14 protein-coding genes and 1 pseudogene are annotated in these 17,133 nt (G+C 65.0%); 9 read left to right on the forward strand and 6 right to left on the reverse strand.

Annotated elements, in window-relative coordinates; genetic code table 11:
- Positions 1-177: 177 nt before the first annotated feature.
- Positions 178-1,638: an EAL domain-containing protein gene (locus QM701_RS02200; RefSeq protein WP_415165466.1), complete on the reverse strand. Its 1,461-nt coding sequence runs from the start codon at positions 1,636-1,638 to the stop codon at positions 178-180.
- Positions 1,639-2,127: 489 nt separating this feature from the next.
- Between QM701_RS02200 and hrcA the strand changes: the two genes are divergently transcribed.
- The 3 genes from hrcA (at position 2,128) to QM701_RS02215 (ending at position 5,315) form a co-directional block, all read left to right on the forward strand.
- Entirely contained in the window at positions 2,128-3,156 is a 1,029-nt protein-coding gene (gene hrcA / locus QM701_RS02205; RefSeq protein ID WP_415165467.1) for a heat-inducible transcriptional repressor HrcA, read from the forward strand.
- Positions 3,156-4,184, forward strand: coding sequence for a ferrochelatase (hemH, locus tag QM701_RS02210; RefSeq protein WP_415165468.1), 1,029 nt, complete (start codon positions 3,156-3,158; stop codon positions 4,182-4,184). Before hrcA ends, hemH begins: the two co-directional genes overlap by 1 nt.
- A gap of 99 nt (positions 4,185-4,283) precedes the next feature.
- On the forward strand, positions 4,284-5,315 hold the full coding sequence (locus QM701_RS02215; protein WP_415165469.1) for a VCBS repeat-containing protein: 1,032 nt from the start codon (positions 4,284-4,286) through the stop codon (positions 5,313-5,315).
- 1 nt (position 5,316) lies between these two features.
- Here the strand turns inward: QM701_RS02215 and recQ are convergent, their stop codons facing one another.
- The 3 genes and pseudogenes from recQ to QM701_RS02230 form a co-directional block, all read right to left on the reverse strand.
- Positions 5,317-7,203 carry a DNA helicase RecQ gene (gene recQ, locus QM701_RS02220; RefSeq protein WP_415165470.1) on the reverse strand — a complete coding sequence of 629 codons (1,887 nt, stop codon included), beginning with the start codon at positions 7,201-7,203 and terminating at the stop codon, positions 5,317-5,319.
- Positions 7,204-7,280: 77 nt separating this feature from the next.
- A complete protein-coding gene (locus QM701_RS02225; protein ID WP_415165471.1) occupies positions 7,281-8,297 on the reverse strand; it encodes a protein kinase domain-containing protein in 1,017 nt (338 codons plus the stop codon).
- Between the two features lie 73 nt (positions 8,298-8,370).
- Positions 8,371-8,646, reverse strand: a pseudogene (locus tag QM701_RS02230) (protein kinase domain-containing protein); the annotation flags it as partial.
- Between the two features lie 111 nt (positions 8,647-8,757).
- On the opposite strand from QM701_RS02230, the gene grpE reads away from it, so the two are divergent.
- From grpE to dnaJ, 3 genes are all read left to right on the forward strand, one after another.
- Complete coding sequence (gene grpE, locus QM701_RS02235; RefSeq protein ID WP_415165472.1) at positions 8,758-9,303, forward strand: nucleotide exchange factor GrpE; 546 nt, start codon at positions 8,758-8,760, stop codon at positions 9,301-9,303.
- Positions 9,304-9,436: 133 nt separating this feature from the next.
- On the forward strand, positions 9,437-11,392 hold the full coding sequence (dnaK, locus tag QM701_RS02240) for a molecular chaperone DnaK (RefSeq protein ID WP_415165473.1): 1,956 nt from the start codon (positions 9,437-9,439) through the stop codon (positions 11,390-11,392).
- Between the two features lie 79 nt (positions 11,393-11,471).
- Complete coding sequence (dnaJ, locus tag QM701_RS02245; protein ID WP_415165474.1) at positions 11,472-12,608, forward strand: molecular chaperone DnaJ; 1,137 nt, start codon at positions 11,472-11,474, stop codon at positions 12,606-12,608.
- A gap of 72 nt (positions 12,609-12,680) precedes the next feature.
- Here the strand turns inward: dnaJ and QM701_RS02250 are convergent, their stop codons facing one another.
- Positions 12,681-13,454, reverse strand: a complete 774-nt coding sequence (locus QM701_RS02250; protein WP_415165475.1) for a transporter substrate-binding domain-containing protein — start codon at positions 13,452-13,454, stop codon at positions 12,681-12,683.
- Between the two features lie 51 nt (positions 13,455-13,505).
- On the reverse strand, positions 13,506-14,891 hold the full coding sequence (gene cysS, locus QM701_RS02255) for a cysteine--tRNA ligase (protein WP_415165476.1): 1,386 nt from the start codon (positions 14,889-14,891) through the stop codon (positions 13,506-13,508).
- A 166-nt stretch (positions 14,892-15,057) separates the two neighbouring features.
- On the opposite strand from cysS, the gene QM701_RS02260 reads away from it, so the two are divergent.
- The 3 genes from QM701_RS02260 to QM701_RS02270 all read left to right on the forward strand — a co-directional run bounded on the left by QM701_RS02260 (position 15,058) and on the right by QM701_RS02270 (position 17,120).
- Positions 15,058-15,957, forward strand: coding sequence for a tetratricopeptide repeat protein (locus QM701_RS02260; protein ID WP_415165477.1), 900 nt, complete (start codon positions 15,058-15,060; stop codon positions 15,955-15,957).
- A gap of 95 nt (positions 15,958-16,052) precedes the next feature.
- Positions 16,053-16,616 carry a peptidylprolyl isomerase gene (locus QM701_RS02265; protein ID WP_415165478.1) on the forward strand — a complete coding sequence of 188 codons (564 nt, stop codon included), beginning with the start codon at positions 16,053-16,055 and terminating at the stop codon, positions 16,614-16,616.
- Between the two features lie 12 nt (positions 16,617-16,628).
- On the forward strand, positions 16,629-17,120 hold the full coding sequence (locus QM701_RS02270; RefSeq protein ID WP_415165479.1) for a peptidylprolyl isomerase: 492 nt from the start codon (positions 16,629-16,631) through the stop codon (positions 17,118-17,120).
- The last annotated feature ends 13 nt before the right edge of the window (positions 17,121-17,133 follow it).

Raw genomic sequence — 17,133 nt, forward strand, 5'->3', positions numbered from 1 at the left:
TGGGCTTTCTCATATCAGAGTGGTGGAGTCAAGGTGATCGATCAGGTGTCTGGGCGGATAAAGCAATGCATGTGCCATCCGGAATTCCACGTACGACAATGTCCGTCGGGCGAATCGTTACCATGATGCGCGCGCGACAGCACCATCGCTGGGCGCTGCGTAGGGGAATGTCCCGTATTAGGGAGATGTCGCCCCGCAAAAATCGCCTTGTTGAGCCGGCGCCATCTTCTCGGTCCAGGTGATGTCGCCGCATATGACCCGTTGTTCGTCCCCCGCCAGAAAACCGACGGAAACCGTAACGCAAAGACTACCGCTTGAAATTGACAGATAAGGACGGGTGATCTGGACCTTTCCAAAGTGCTCGATGGCACGCCGGAAGTAAGGACAGCGCGACCACCGCGCCCGATGCGTGTCTCTCAGCGGCTCGAGGCGTGGGTCGGGGAACGCCGCAATACCATTGCCTCTAAGATTCACGCCGATTTGCCGCCCCCCTGCATCGAGCAAGTAGCATATCGATGTCTCAGACAACGCCAGAAAGGCAGCGCAGGCCTCTGCTATCGGACGATCAGCCGCCAGAAGAACCGAAGCGTTTCTGATGGCGTTGATATAAGGGGCCATAATTTGGTGCTGCCGCACCGTGTTGACAGCACCGTGTTGATCGAATACCTGCCATATCAACTGCAGTGAATCCTGAACTTCCTCATGTTCTGTACAGAACGGCTCGGGGTGGCCAAACAAATAGCCCTGGGCAAGATCGGCGTTCGCCTCCAAAGCGATGTAAGCCTCTTCTTTGGATTCGATTCCTTCCACCAACACCATCGCCCCTGCCTCATGCAGCAACGATATCAGCTGAGGCAGAATGCGCCTCACCCGCGACTTTCGCGTGACGTCAGCAATCAGGCTGCGATCGAGTTTGACGATCTTGGGCCGCAGGCTGCAGACCCTGTCGAAATTGGAGCTCCCAGCACCAAAGTCATCCAAAGCAATCAAGCAGCCAAGTTCGCGAAAGTACGCGACAGCGCCTTCAAATTCGGCCGAATCACGGACATCCCTTTCCAGGAGCTCAATAACGACATTGTTGGGATTAATGCCCCGGGTCGATAAGGTGTCGCTGAAGGTGTTTCCTGTTTTCGCATGCCTAGTTTGCAGAAAGACCTCCGGGGTCATGTTCAGGAATATCCACCTGTCGCCTGTAGCGTACTGCTTGAAGTTATCCAGGTGCAATTGATGGGAGATGCAGTCAAGCACCATCTGCTTTTCCGGAGCGAGACCGGAAAAGAGTGACACTGGCGAGGTCGCCTGACCGGCAACGTCGCAAGCGCGCAATAGTGCCTCGTGTCCGACAATACGTTGAAGCGAGAGACTGACAATCGGTTGGAAAGCGCTTGCCAGGCGGAATCCTTCGAATGCGACTTGGTTGGGAATCGTAATGTCTGAACGCCCCTCCGCCACGGCGGGGCGCGGTGAGAGGGGAATGGGGGCTATCGAACAGTTCATGATCGAATTAGAAAAATATCCGTCTGCAATCTTGGTATGCTGAATGTGTGGAAAATCGTATGAAGATGACTCGCGCGTAACGATTCCCGCATGATCGTTCTCCCGGTAGTCCTGCCAGTCGTATCCGTCGGCGAAAGGCATCTCATTGGTGCTTCCATCCCCTAATCGGTGCATTGAGGACAGTCCAGATAGTGTTTTGCCTCAATGATGGCGAACGGCATGAGATGGGACGCCCCCATTTCGATGAGCAAATTGGACGGAAACATGGCGGGCGCTTTTTTTTGCAGTTGGTCACGCGAAACATTGAGCATTTGGCGTGCCAGGTAATCTCCGGGCGGCGTCGATGCGACGCCGGGCGCCGAGGTGAACGCAGCCGAGGGCGACGATTTCTTGAAGTCGTTTTTTTGGAGAAGAGAAAGTAAATAACGGCATTTTGTTAACGGGAATTTCCGCTGACGGAAATTTACCTATTCGTAAAACACCTTCTAACGTCTCAGTATTTCCCGGAACCTCTTCGTAATCGTGAGACTAGCTTGTGTAGTAGCCATACCCTAACAAGGAAGCGGTTTTAAACATATATACTTGACAACACAACACGGTATCTCCGGTTTCTTTTGTAGAATCGGCCCCATGCTCGACGAACGCGCCCGGACCCTGCTCAAGACCCTGATCGAACGCTACATCGCCGACGGCCAGCCGGTCGGTTCGCGCGCACTTTCCCGGTACTCGGGGTTGGACCTGTCGGCGGCGACCGTGCGCAACGTGATGGCCGACCTGGAGGACCTGGGCTTCATCGCCAGCCCGCACACCTCGGCCGGCCGGGTGCCGACGCCGCGCGGCTACCGCTTCTTCGTCGACAGCCTGTTGATCACGCAGCCGCTGGAGAGCGAGAAGATCCACGCCATCGAGGGCCGCCTGCATCCGTCGCACCCGAAGGACCTGATCAGCAACGCCTCGGAGCTGCTTTCCGGGTTCACCCATTTCGCCGGCATCGTCCTCACGCCGCGCCGCAAGCCGCAGCGCATCCGGCAGATGGAGTTCGTCAGCCTGTCGGAAAAGCGCATCCTGCTGATCCTGGTGACCACGGACGGCGACGTGCAGAACCGCATCCTGTTTACCGAGCGGCCCTATTCCGCCGCGGAACTGGTCGTCGCCACCAACTACCTGAACCAGTATTTCGCCGGCCACGACTTCGAGCAGATCCGCAACCGCGTGCGGGAAGACCTGCTCAAGCTGCGCAGCGACCTGCAGAACCTGATGGCCGCGGCGCTGGCGGCGGGCGACGAAGCGCTGAGCCGGGCCGATGACCAGTACGTCATCTCGGGCGAGCGCAACCTGCTCGAAGTCGAGGAACTGTCCTCGAACATGAAGCGCCTACGCGAGCTGTTCGATCTCTTCGAACAGCGCACCGCGCTCATGCGGCTGCTCGACATCTCGCACCGCGCCGCCGGCATCCAGATCTACATCGGCGGCGAATCCGGCCTCGCGCCGCTCGACGAATGCAGCGTGGTCACCGCGCCCTACGAGGTCGACGGCCAGATCGTCGGTTCGGTCGGCGTCATCGGGCCGACGCGCATGGCCTACGAACGGGTCATCCCGATCGTCGACATCACCGCCAAGCTGCTTTCCTCGGCATTGACCTACCAAGCCAGCTCCTGATGCCGTCCGTACCGGAGCCCCATCAGGAAGCAGCCGGCAGGACGGCCGTGCTGCTGATCAACCTCGGCACGCCCGACGCGCCGACCGCGCCCGCACTGCGCCGCTATCTGCGCGAATTCCTGTCCGACCCGCGCGTCGTCGAAACGCCGCGGCTCCTCTGGTGGCCGATCCTCCACGGCATCGTGCTCAACCTGCGCCCGCGCAAGTCGGCCGAGCGCTACGCCGCCATCTGGACGCCCGAGGGCTCGCCGCTCAGGCTGTACACCGAGCGGCAGGCCAAGCTGCTGCGCGGCCTGCTCGGCGAAGCGGGACACGCCGTGCGCGTCGATTACGCGATGCGCTACGGCCAGCCGTCGATTCCCGACGCGCTGACCCGGCTGGCGGCCGAGGGATGCGCGCGCATCCTGCTGCTGCCGCTCTATCCGCAGTACTCCGCCGGCACCACCGCCACGGCCTTCGACGCCGCCTTCGCCTGGGCCGGCACCTTGCGCGACCAGCCGGAACTGCGCACGGTGCGCAGCTTCCCCGCCGAACCGGACTACATCGCGGCGCTCGCCGCCAGCGTCCGCCGGCATTGGGCGGCGCACGGCCGGCCGGCATCGTCCTACCGGCTGATCCTCAGCTTCCACGGCATCCCGGCCAAGGCCGTCGAACTCGGCGACCCGTACCGCGACGAGTGCCTAGCCACCGGCCGGCTGCTGGCGCGCGCCCTGGAACTCGACGAGGAGACCTGCGTCGTCTGCTTCCAGTCGCGCTTCGGTTTCGCGCAATGGCTGCAGCCGTACACCGCCGTGACGCTCGAAAATTTCGGCCGGCAGGGCATCGGGCGCGTGGACGTGCTGTGCCCGGGCTTTCCCGCCGACTGCCTGGAAACGCTCGAGGAAATCGCCATCGAAGGCAAATCCCTCTTCCTCACGGCCGGCGGCCGGGAATATTTCGCCATCCCCTGCCTGAACGAAAGCGACGACTGGATTCGCGCGCTGGCAACGCTGGCCCTGCGGCACCTGCAAGGCTGGCCGACCCGCTAGCCGTCCGGCGGGATGCGCGGCCGCCGGACGCCGCTCAAGATTTCCTATTCCTTTCCGTTAGTTCTTTACACGGTTTTACTTGCGGGAAGGACAGTCACCATGAAGATCGCCGGTTCGTCGCTGCAACTCGAATCGAGCCACAGCCAATGGCAGCGCCATGAAGTCTCGGAATCCATGCGCATGTGGGTCGGCGACCGCCGGCCGGATTCCGGCAGTGGCACCGGCGCGGCCTCCTCCGGCGCGGCGATCGGCAGCGTGCTCATCTCCGACGCCGGGCGCTCCGCCCAGGCCGGGGAAAGCGCCTCGCTGGGCAGTCTCGCCTCCTCCGACCGGGACCCCGTGCTCAGCCTGATCCGCCTCCTGCTGGCGCAGCTGACCGGCGAGGACGTCGACGTCTTCGACGCGAGCGACCTCGGCGGCGGCGCAGCGGCGCCGGCGGCATCAGCGCCCAGCGCCGGGTACGGCGTCGAATACGACCGCCGCGAGTCCTACACGGAAGTCGAGCGGACCTCGTTCGCCGCCAGCGGCGTGGTGCAGACGGCCGACGGCCAGACCATCAATTTCAATCTGTCGCTGTCCATGGCGCGCAGCTATCACATGGAGTCCAGCGTAAGCGTGCGCCTGGGCGACGCCCGCAAGACCTGCGATCCGCTGGTGATCAACTTTTCCGGCACGGCCGCGCAGCTGACCGACCAGCGCTTCGCCTTCGACCTCAATGCCGACGGCAACGCCAGCGAGCGCATCAATTTCCTGGCCGGCGGCAGCGGCTTCCTGGCCTTCGACCGCAACGGCGACGGCACGATCAACGACGGTTCCGAACTGTTCGGCGCGAAGACGGGCGACGGCTTCGCCGAGCTGGCCGCGCTGGACGACGACAACAACGGCTGGATCGACGAGAACGACGCGGCTTACGCGCAGTTGTCGGTGTGGACCCGCGACGGCGCCGGCGTCGACGTCCTGCGTTCGCTCATGGCAGCGGACGTCGGCGCGATCAGCCTGGCCCGCGTCGCCACGCCTTTCGCCGTCAAGGACGCGAACAACGCGCTGCAGGGCCAGGTGCGCAGCAGCGGCGTCTATCTCCGCGAAAGCGGCGGCGTGGGCAGCGTGCAGCAGGTCGATCTGACGGTTTGAGTCACCCGCCGAGCACGCGCAGGATCTCCCGCCCGTAGGCTTCCAGTTTCTTCGCCCCGACGCCGCCGATCTCGGCCAGGGCCGCCAGGGTTTCGGGCATTTCCTTGGCCATCTCGGCCAGGGTGGCGTCGTGGAAGACGACGTAGGCCGGCACGTTGTGCTCGCGGGCGACGCCGGCCCGCCAGGCCTTCAAGGCCTCGAAGCGCGCCATTTCCTCGTCGTCCATCGACAGCGGCGCGCGCCGGGCCTTGCCGCGCGCGTCCGGCGCGCCGCGCCGGGTCCTGGCAGTCTTGCCGAGCGGGTTGGCCGGATGGCGCAGGAACAGCTGCACCTCGCCGCGCAGGACGGCGCGCGCGCTTTCGGTCAGCTCCAGCGTACTGAACTCGCCCTCGACCCGCAGGTGGCCGAGCGCGATCAGCTGGCGCAGCACCGCCCGCCACTGCGCGTCGGCCAGATCGGCGCCGATGCCGAAGGTGGAGAGACGCTGGTGCCCGTACTGCGCGACCTTCTCGGTCGTCTTGCCGCGCAGCACGTCGATCAGATGCACGGCGCCGAAACGCTGGCCGCCGCCCTGGTAGAACCGGTAGACGCAGGACAGCGCCTTGCGCGCGGCCTCGGTCGCATCCCAGGTTTGCGGCGGATGCAGGCAGTTGTCGCAGACGTTCTGCGCGGCCGCGCAGGGCGCGCTTTCCTCGCCGAAATAGGCGAGCAGGCGCACCCGCCGGCAGTCGTGCGCCTCGGCCAGCGACAAGAGCGCGTCGAGCTTGCCGCGCTGGCCGCGCTTGAAGGTCTCGTCGGCGGGGCTTTCGTCGATCATCCGGCGCTGGTTGACCACGTCGGCCAGGCCGTAGGCCATCCAGGCGTCCGCCGGCAGGCCGTCGCGGCCGGCGCGGCCGGTCTCCTGGTAGTAGCTCTCGATGTTCTTGGGCAGGTCGAGGTGCGCGACGAAACGCACGTCCGGCTTGTCGATGCCCATGCCGAAGGCGATCGTGGCGACCATCACCAGCCCTTCCTCGCGCAGGAAGCGGTCCTGATGCTCGCGCCGCAGTCCGGCATCCATCCCGGCGTGGTACGGCAGCGCCGGGATGCCCTCGGCCGACAGCCAGACGGCCGTCTCCTCGACCTTCTTGCGCGACAGGCAGTCGACGATGCCCGCGTCGCAGGCGTGCTCCTCGCGCAGGAACGCCAGCAGCTGCCGCCGCGCGTCGCCCTTCTCGACGATCACGTAGCGGATGTTCGGCCGGTCGAAGCTGCTGATGAACACCCGCGCGCCGCCCAAGTCCAGCCGGGCGATGATGTCGGCGCGCGTCAGCGCGTCGGCGGTGGCGGTCAGGGCGATGCGCGGCACGCCGGGATAGCGTTCGTGCAGCACGTCGAGCGCCAGGTAGTCCTCGCGGAAGTCGTGCCCCCACTGGCTGACGCAGTGCGCCTCGTCGATGGCGAACAGGCTGAGCAGGCCGCGCGCGTGCAGGGCGTCGAGCTGACCGAGCATGCGCGGCGTGGTCAGGCGCTCCGGCGCGACGTAGAGCATGACCAGCCGGCCGCTCATCATCTCGCGCTCGACGCGCTGGACCTCTTCCAGCGTCAGGGTGGAATTCAGGAAGGCGGCGTGCACGCCGGCCTCCTCCAGCGCGCCGACCTGGTCGTGCATCAGCGCGATCAGCGGGCTGATCACCACGGCCACGCCCCGGCCGGCGCGGTGCCGGGCGATGGCCGGAATCTGGTAGCACAGGCTCTTGCCGCCGCCGGTGGGCATCAGCACCAGCGCGTCGCCGCCGGCGATCAGGTGCGCGACGATCTCCGCCTGCGCGCCGCGGAAGGCGCCGTAGCCGAAAACGTCCTGGAGGATGGTGGAGGCGGAGGTCGGATCGGAAGAAACGGAAAGCACGGGGAATCGATGGCAACGGCGCTAACGGGACGAAGCCCCGTATGATATACGAATCCGGCCCGGCGGTCGCGGCCGGATCAGGGCGGCGCGAGTTCCAGGTCGCAGGCGGCGGCGCGCCCCTGCACCGCCGGCGGGCCGGAACGGGCCAGGGCCTTGTCGGCCGCGCGCAGGCGCGCCAGCACGTTGGCCAGCAGCGTCTTGCGGAAGCGTTCGAGCAGTTCCTCGGAGGCGAGGTCGAGCGCCGAGCTGTTGATCTCCAGGAACAGCGTCGGTTCGAGCGTGACCACCGTCGCCGAACGTTTGTTATCGCTCGGATGCAGGTAGGCCATCTCGCCGACGACCTCCCCGGTCCCGAGCCGGCACAGCGATTTCCCCTCGACCGACACCTCGACGAAACCGCGGATGATCACGCCGAACGAGCGATGGCTGTCGCCTTCCCTGATCAGCGCGACCTTGTCCGACACGTCGCGCCAGACGCTGATGCGCAGGACCTCCCACAGCTCGACGTCCTCGAATTCGCGGAAGAAGTCCAGGCCGCGCAGGATGTCGAAGTGCTCGGTGTCCTGCTGCGTCTCGTTCTCGTCGTACATCTGGTAGCGGACGGTCAACAGGTCCTTGGCGAACTCCGCGCCGTTGCGATAGCGGTTGTAGAGGTCCTTCTCCAGCGCCTTCTTGAGGATCGGGCCGAGGCCGGCCGGCAGGTTCGGGTTGAGGTCGCACACCGACGGCGGGTCCATGTTGACGATCTTGTAAACCAGCGCCCCCTGGTTGGCGGCCCGGAACGGCAGGCGCCCGGTCAGCAGCTGGAAGAGCACGACGCCGAGCGAATACAGGTCGGTCTTGTGGTTCAGCGGGTAATTCTTGATCTGCTCGGGCGACATGTAGGCCGGCGAACCCACGCCCATGATGAAGGTCGAGTCCCGGTTCATGTCCTTGTGCAGGTTGAGCGCCAGCCCGAAATCGGTGATCTTCGGGTTGTCGTCGGCGTCGATCAGGATGTTCGCCGGCTTGATGTCGCGGTGCACCACGCCCTGCCGGAAGGCGTGGTCGAGCGCCAGGCAGCACTTGAAGACGATGCCGATGGCCCGGTGCATCGGCAGCAGGCGGTTGATCGCGCAGTAGTAATCGAGCGCCTTGCCGTCGAACGTACTCCATCACGATGTAGGCCTGGTCGCTTTCGATCTCGGCGTCGTGGATCTTGACGATGTTCGGATGATCCATGCGCCGGCCGACCGAATCCTCGACCTGGAACAGCTTGCGCAGGCGGCGCGACATGGCGGCGTTGTCGTCGTTGAAACGGATCAGCTTGATCGCCACCTCGCGGCCCGAATCCGGATCGCGCGCGAGGTAGACGACCGCGGTCGCCCCCTTGCCGAGCGTGCGGACGATTTCGTATTTGCCGATCTTGTCCATCCGTTTCGCGGCCCCCTGCCTGCCGATCATTTCAACGCGCCAGCATATCGCAACGCGGCCGAACAAGCACGGTAAAAGTTTTACTTGAAATTACAGGTTTTGTCCCCAAATGGTTCGAAGTTTTCCGGGAGACCACCAACCATGCAAGAACTCGAGAAAGACATCGCCCCCCACCCCGCCGGCGAAAACGCGCCGGAGACCCCCGCGACGGAGCCGGCGGAAAGCACGCCCAGCATCGAAGAGATGATCCGCCAGGCCGAACTGAAGGTGGAGGAGCATCACGACGCCTGGCTGCGCGCCAAGGCGGAAACCGAAAACGTCCGCCGGCGCGCGCAGGAGGACATCGCCAAGGCTTCCAAATTCGCCATCGAACGCTTCGCCGGCGAACTGCTGGCCGTCAAGGACAGCCTGGAGGCCGCGCTGGCCGCCGAGAACCCCAGCGTGGACAGCCTCAAGGCCGGCAGCGAACTGACGCTCAAGCAGCTCGTCGCCGCCTTCGAGAAGTCGGGCCTCAAGGAAATCGACCCGGCCGGGGAAAAGTTCGATCCGAACTTCCACCAGGCGATCAGCATGATCGAGGCGGACCAGGAGCCCAATACGGTCGTCACCGTCCTGCAGAAGGGCTACCTGATCGCCGAGCGCGTGCTGCGCCCGGCGCTGGTCATCGTGGCCAAGCCGAAGGGCTGAACGCCCGCGCTTGAAAACCTTCTCCCCCGGCCCCAGATAGGCGTCGGTACACGATTAACGAAGGGGAGCGCGGCGTGAGGAAGTGCGATTCCTCGCTCCTCACCCCTCACTCCTCACCTGAAAGGACTTGAAAATGGGCAAAATCATCGGCATCGACCTCGGCACGACCAATTCCTGCGTCGCCGTCATGGAGGGCGGCAAGCCGAAAGTCATCGAAAACTCGGAAGGCGCGCGCACCACGCCGTCCATCGTCGCCTACACCAACGACGGCGAAATCCTGTGCGGCGCCCCGGCCAAGCGCCAGGCGGTGACCAACCCGCACAACACGCTGTTCGCGGTGAAGCGCCTGATCGGCCGCCGCTTCGAGGAGAAGGAAGTGCAGAAGGACATCGGCCTGATGCCCTTCAAGATCCTCAAGGCCGACAACGGCGACGCCTGGGTCGAGGCGCGCGGCGAGAAGATCGCGCCGCCGCAGGTCTCCGCCGAAGTCCTGCGCAAGATGAAGAAGACCGCCGAGGACTACCTCGGCGAGGAAGTCACCGAGGCGGTGATCACCGTCCCGGCCTACTTCAACGACAGCCAGCGCCAGGCCACCAAGGACGCCGGCCGCATCGCCGGGCTGGAAGTCAAGCGCATCATCAACGAGCCGACCGCGGCCGCGCTGGCCTTCGGCATGGACAAGAAACAGGGTGACAAGAAAATCGCCGTGTATGACCTGGGCGGCGGCACCTTCGACATTTCGATCATCGAAATCGCCGAGATCGAGGGCGAGCACCAGTTCGAAGTGCTGTCGACCAACGGCGACACCTTCCTGGGCGGCGAGGACTTCGACCAGCGCCTGATCGACTACATCATCGAGGAGTTCAAGAAGGAGTCCGGCGCCAACCTCAAGTCCGACGTGCTCGCGCTGCAGCGCCTCAAGGACGCGGCGGAAAAGGCCAAGATCGAACTGTCGTCGAGCCAGCAGACCGAAATCAACCTGCCCTACATCACCGCCGACGCCTCCGGTCCGAAGCACCTGACCATGAAGATCACGCGCGCCAAGCTCGAAGCGCTGGTCGAGGACCTGGTCGATCGCACCATCGAGCCGTGCCGCATCGCGCTCAAGGACGCCGGCTGCAAGATCGGCGACATCGACGACGTGATCCTGGTCGGCGGCATGACCCGCATGCCCAAGGTGCAGGACAAGGTCAAGGAGTTCTTCGGCCAGGAGCCGCGCCGCGACGTGAACCCCGATGAGGCCGTCGCCGTCGGCGCCGCGATCCAGGGCGGCGTGCTGCAGGGCGAAGTCAAGGACGTGCTGCTGCTCGACGTCACCCCGCTGTCGCTGGGCATCGAAACCCTGGGCGGCGTGATGACCAAGCTGATCAAGAAGAACACCACCATCCCGACCAAAGCCTCGCAGGTCTTCTCGACCGCCGAGGACAACCAGTCGGCGGTGACCATCCACGTGCTGCAGGGCGAGCGCGAAATGGCCGGCGGCAACAAGAGCCTCGGCCAGTTCAACCTGTCCGACATCCCGCCGTCGCCGCGCGGCATGCCGCAGATCGAGGTCACCTTCGACATCGACGCCAACGGCATCCTGCACGTCTCGGCCAAGGACAAGGCCACCGGCAAGGAGAACAAGATCACCATCAAGGCCAACTCCGGCCTGTCCGAGGATGAAATCCAGCGCATGGTGCAGGACGCCGAGTCGCACGCCGAGGAGGACCAGAAGGCGCACGAGCTCGCCGACGCGCGCAACCAGTGCGACAGCATGATCCACATGGTCAAGAAGTCGCTGAACGAGTACGGCAAGGACCTCGCCGAGGAGGAAAGGGGCAAGATCGAGGCGGCCATCAAGGACGCCGAGGAAGCCCACCGTGGCAACGACGTCGACGCCATCAAGCAGAAGAGCGAGGCGCTCGGCACCGCTGCCCAGAAGCTCGGCGAGAAGATGTACGCCAAGCAGCAGGCCGAAGCCGGCGCGGCGGGCGCGTCGGCCGGCGCCGGACCTGAAGCGGGCGCCGGTGCCCCGGGCAACGGCGGCGCGAAGGACGACGGCGACGTGGTCGATGCCGAGTACACCGAAGTGAAGGACAAGAAGTAAGCAGCGCCAGTCGTCGCGGGCGAGGAGCGTATAATCGCGCCCTCGCCCTTTTGCGTTCTATCACCCGGCACACCCACTCATGGCAAAACGCGATTTTTACGAAGTTCTCGGCGTCAACCGGGACGCTTCCGAAGACGAAATCAAGAAGGCCTACCGCAAACTGGCCATGAAACACCATCCGGACCGCAATCCGGACAACCCCAAGGCGGAAGAGCATTTCAAGGAGGCCAAGGAAGCCTACGAGGTCCTTTCCGACGGGCAGAAGCGCGCCGCCTACGACCAGTACGGCCATGCCGGCGTCGACCCGCAGGCCGGCATGGGCGGCGGCTTCGGCGGTTTCGGCGGCGCGGGCGGTTTCTCGGACGCCTTCGGCGGCATCTTCGACGAGATTTTCGGTGGTGGTGGCGGCCGGGGCGGACGCTCGAACGTCTATCGCGGCGCCGACCTGCGCTACAACCTGGAGATCACCCTCGAACAGGCGGCCTTCGGCACGGAGACGAAGATTCGCATTCCGACCATGGAGGTCTGCGAGTCCTGCAAGGGCACGGGCGCCAAGGCCGGCACCCAGCCGAAGACCTGTCCGACCTGCCAGGGCAGCGGCCAGGTGCGCCTGCAGCAGGGCTTCTTCTCGATCCAGCAGACCTGCCCCAAGTGCCACGGCACCGGCAAGTTCATCGCCGATCCGTGCGGCCACTGCCACGGCGCCGGGCGCGTCAAGCAGCACAAGACGCTGGCGGTGAAGATCCCCGCCGGCGTGGACGAGGGCGATCGCATCCGTCTCTCCGGCGAGGGCGAACACGGCATCAACGGCGGCCCGTCGGGCGACCTGTACGTGCAGATCCACCTCAAGCCGCACGCCGTCTTCCAGCGCGAAGGCAACGACCTGCACTGCGAGATGCCGATCAGCTTCAGCACCGCGGCCCTCGGCGGGGAAATCGAAATCCCCACGCTCGACGGCGCGGCCAAGCTGCGGATTCCGGAGGAAACCCAGTCCGGGAAAATCTTCCGCCTGCGCGGCAAGGGCATCAAGGGCGTGCGCAGCCACGCGCATGGCGACCTGCTCTGCCACGTGGTCGTCGAAACCCCGGTCAACCTCACCGAACGCCAGAAGGAACTGCTGCGCGAACTGGAGGAATCGAGCCGCGTCGACGCCGAACGCCACAATCCCCGCGCCAAGTCGTGGATGGACAAGGTCAAGGAGTTCTTCGCGGGCTGAGCGGGGCGGGCCGCTCAAACAGAAAAAGAAAAGGGCACCTCGCGGTGCCCTTTTTTCGTGCCGCGACGGCGGCTAATTCAGCCAGCGCCCGACGATGCGCTGGTACTCGCCGGTGGCCTTGATCAAGTGCAGCCACTGGTCAACGTACTCCTTCGTCGCCACGTCGCCGCGCGGCAGCAGGTAGGCCATCTCGCCGTACTGCAAGGGCTTGTCCGGATTGACGCCGCACAGGCCGGGACGCACGCGCTGCTGCACCAGCGTTTCGGCCGATTCGGTGACGAACACGTCGGCGTTGCCCTTGAGCACTTCGTCGAAGATGCCGATGTTGTCCGGGTGGATGGTCAGCTTGGCGTTCTTGAAATTGGCGCGGGCGAAGCGTTCGTTGCTGCCGCCGAGGTTGGCGATCACCCGCACCTCCGGCTTGTCGATGTCGGCGACCGTCTGGAAGCGCTGGACGTCGGCGCAGCGCACCAGCGGCGTCTTGCCGTTGACCATGTAGGCCGTGCTGAAGGACGCCTGCTTCTGGCGCTCCAGCGTCACGGAGATGCCGCCGACGGCGATGTCGCATTTGCGGGCGACGAAATCGGGCATCAGGTTGGCCCAGGTCGTCTTGACGTACTCGACCTTCACCGCCAGCGAACTCGCCAGCGACTGCATCAGGTCGATGTCGAGGCCCTCGAAGGCGCCGTCCGAGACGGCGTAGCTGAACGGCCGGTAGTCGCCCGGCGTACACACCTTGAGCACGCCGGCCTTGACCACTTCGTCGATGGTCCCGGCGTGCGCCTGGACGCCGGCGAGCGCGACGGACGCTCCGGCAAGCAACTGCAGCAACGGTTTCACTTTCATAGATCACCCTCCAGAAAAAGACCCGACCACGTTGTCATCACCACATCACTCCTAGGCGCGCCGCCAGGTCGTTCCCTGCGGCCCGTCCTCCAGCACGATGCCGGCCGCGGCCAGTTCGCCGCGGATGCGGTCGGCCTCGGCGAAGTTCTTCGCTTTCTTGGCGGCGATGCGCTCGGCGATCAGCGATTCGATCCGCTCGGCCGGGCAGCCGCCCGATTCGCCGGCGCCGCTCGCCGGCGTCGCCTGCAGAAACTCCGTCGGATCGCGCCGCAGCAGCCCCAGCAGGCCGGCCAGCGCGCGCAGCTGCCCGGCCAGCGCGGGCGACCTGGCGCGGTTCACCTCGGTGGCCAGGTCGAACAGCACGGCGCACGCCTCCGGCGTGTTGAAATCGTCGTCCATCGCCGCGCGGAAGCGCAGCGCGTGCGGCTCGTTCCAGTCGACCGGGACGTCCGCCGGCGCCACCGCCTTGAGCGCGGTGTACAGCCGCGACAGCGCCTGGCGCGCGTCGTCGAGGTGCTTGTCCGAATAGTTGAGCGGGCTGCGGTAGTGGGCGCGCAGGATGAAGAAGCGCACGACCTCCGCGTCGTATTTCTTGAGCACTTCGCGGATGGTGAAGAAATTGCCGAGCGACTTGGACATCTTCTCGTCGTCCACGCGCACGAAGCCGTTGTGCATCCAGTAGTTCACGAAGCGGCAGTTGTGCGCGCCCTCGGACTGGGCGATCTCGTTCTCGTGGTGCGGGAACTGGAGGTCCTGCCCGCCGCCGTGGATGTCGAACTGCTTGCCGAGGAGGTCCGAGCTCATCGCCGAGCATTCGATGTGCCAGCCCGGCCGGCCGCGTCCCCACGGCGACTCCCAGAACGGTTCGCCCTCCTTGGCGTGCTTCCACAGGACGAAGTCCAACGGGTCCTGCTTGGCCTGGTCGACGTCGACGCGCTCGCCGGCGCGCAGGTCGTCGAGCGACTTGCCGGAGAGCTTGCCGTAGCCCGGAAACTTGCGCACCGAGAAATTGACGTCGCCGTCGCCGGCTTGGTACGCCAGGCCGTTCGTTTCTAGCTGGCCGATCAGGTTCAGCATCTGCGGCACGTACGCGGTCGCGCGCGGCTCGAAATCGGGCTTCTCGACACCGAGTGCCGCCGAATCCTCGTTCATGAAGGCGATGAAGCGGTCGGTCAGCTGGCCGATGGTTTCGTTGTTTTCCAGCGCGCGCTTGATGATCTTGTCGTCGATGTCGGTGATGTTGCGCACGTAGGTCACGGCGAAGCCGCTGGCGCGCAGCCAGCGCTGCACCATGTCGAAGATGACCAGCACGCGGGCATGGCCCAGGTGGCAGTAGTCATACACCGTCATGCCGCACACGTACATGCGCACCTTGCCGGGTTCGAGGGGAACGAAGTCCTGTTTTTCCCGCGTCAGGGAATTGTAGATTTTCAGCATTTTCTGACTCGCGTGGACGGCTCCGCAAAACGGCGGAACGCATGGAATGCTTTGGTTTCGGGGGGCTTCTTGCTAGAATCCACAGGATTTGAACAAGCCCGAAAAGTATAGCACAGCGATGTTTCCGACCTCTCCAAAGCCTTTGCGGACGCGCCTTCCGGGACTGTTGACCGGAGTCGCCCTGGCCGTTTCGGCGCAGCTCGCGGGCGCGCAGACGCTCGCGGAAATCCAGGGCCTGATGAAGCAGGGGAAAATGCCGCAGGCGTTGGAAAAGGCCGATCTCTACATCGCCGCGCAGCCGCGGGACGCCCAGGGGCCGTTCACCAAAGGCCTGATCCTGACCGAGCTGGGGCGCCCGGACGAGGCGATCGCGGTGTTCACCGGCCTCACCGAGAATTTCCCCGAACTGCCGGAGCCGTACAACAACCTGGCCGTGCTGTATGCCCGGCAGAAGCAGTACGACAAGGCGCGCACGGCGCTGGAAATGGCGATCCGCACGCATCCGGGCTACGCGGTGGCCTACGAGAACCTGGGCGACATCCACGCCAAGCTGGCCAGCCAGTTCTACGACAAGTCGCTGCAGCTCGACGCGGCCGGCAAGACGGCGCGGGCCAAGCTTACGATGGCCAACGAACTCGTCAAGCTGTCGACCGGGCCAGGTACCGGCCCGGCCGCGGCGGCGCCCCGAAGCGCGGCGGTGCAGGCGGCGGTTCCGGCGCAGGCCGGCGAACCCGCCTCCGTCCTCACCGAGGTCGTCCAGGACTGGACGCAGGCCTGGTCGCGCAAGGACCTGAACGCCTACCTGGCGTTCTACGCGGACGACTTCCAGACGCCCAAGGGCATGTCCCGCCGGGAGTGGGAGGACGAACGCCGGCAGCGCCTGGATAAGCCGGGAAGCCTGCAGGTGACCGCCAGCGACGTCCGGGTTTCCATTGCCGGCGAGACGGCGACGGTCCGCTTCCACGAGGAGTATGCGTCGCCGACGTTCAAGTCTTCCGCCGAGAAAACGCTGGTGTTCGTCAAGTCGGGCGGCAGATGGCTGATCCGGCAGGAAAGCGTCAGCTGAAAACACCGTCCGTCCGGACGCTTCATCCATTCCGTCCGCGCCTCGCCGCCCGCCACGCCGGGGCGGCCGCCGGACCGACTTTCACAGGAGGAACCATGAAATCACTGTTCGCCGCGGCCGCGCTGGCAATCGCCACTGCGGCCACCGCCGCAGCGGCCGCGCCCAGCGTGGAAATGCAGACCAGCCAGGGCCGCCTGGTCATCGAGCTGAACGCCGACAAGGCGCCCGCCACCGTGGAGAACTTCCTGAAATACGTGAAGGACGGCCACTACGACGGCACGATCTTCCACCGCGTGATCGACGGTTTCATGATCCAGGGCGGCGGTTTCACGGCGTCGATGGAGGAGAAGAAGACCGGCAAGCCGATCCAGAACGAGGCGAAGAACGGCCTGAAGAACCAGCGCGGCACGATCGCCATGGCGCGGCGCGCCGACCCCAATTCGGCCACCGCGCAGTTCTTCATCAACCACCGGGACAACGCCGCGCTCGACTATCCCGGCCAGGACGGCTGGGGCTACGCCGTGTTCGGCAAGGTCACCCAGGGCATCGACGTGGTCGACAAGATCGCCAAGGTGCCGACCGGCAATCGCGGCATGCATCAGAACGTGCCGGTTGAACCGGTCGTCATCCAGTCCGTCAAAATCCTCTCCGACAAATAACCAGGAACCGCCATGATCAAGCTGCACACCAATTTCGGCGTCATCGCCCTCGACCTCGACGCCGAAAAGGCGCCGGAAACCGTGAAGAACTTCCTCGCCTACGCCGAGGCGGGGCACTACGACAACACCATTTTCCACCGCGTGATCGACGGCTTCATGATCCAGGGCGGCGGCTTCGAGCCGGGGATGAAGCAGAAGCCCTGCAAGACGCCGATCAAGAACGAAGCCGACAACGGGCTGAAGAACGACGCCTACACCATCGCCATGGCGCGCACCGGCGATCCACACTCGGCCACCGCGCAGTTCTTCATCAACGTGGCGGACAACGACTTCCTCAACTTCAAGCTGCCGAGCGGCAACGGCTGGGGCTACTGCGTCTTCGGCAAGGTGGTCGAGGGCACGGACGTGGTCGACAAGATCAAGGGCGTCAAGACCGGCAATTCGGGCTTCCACCAGGACGTGCCGAAGGACGACGTGATCATCGAACGCGCCGAAGTCTGCTGAACCTCCCGCCGGG

The sequence above is a fragment of the Propionivibrio sp. genome, assembly GCF_047602565.1.
Lineage (GTDB): Bacteria > Pseudomonadota > Gammaproteobacteria > Burkholderiales > Rhodocyclaceae > Propionivibrio.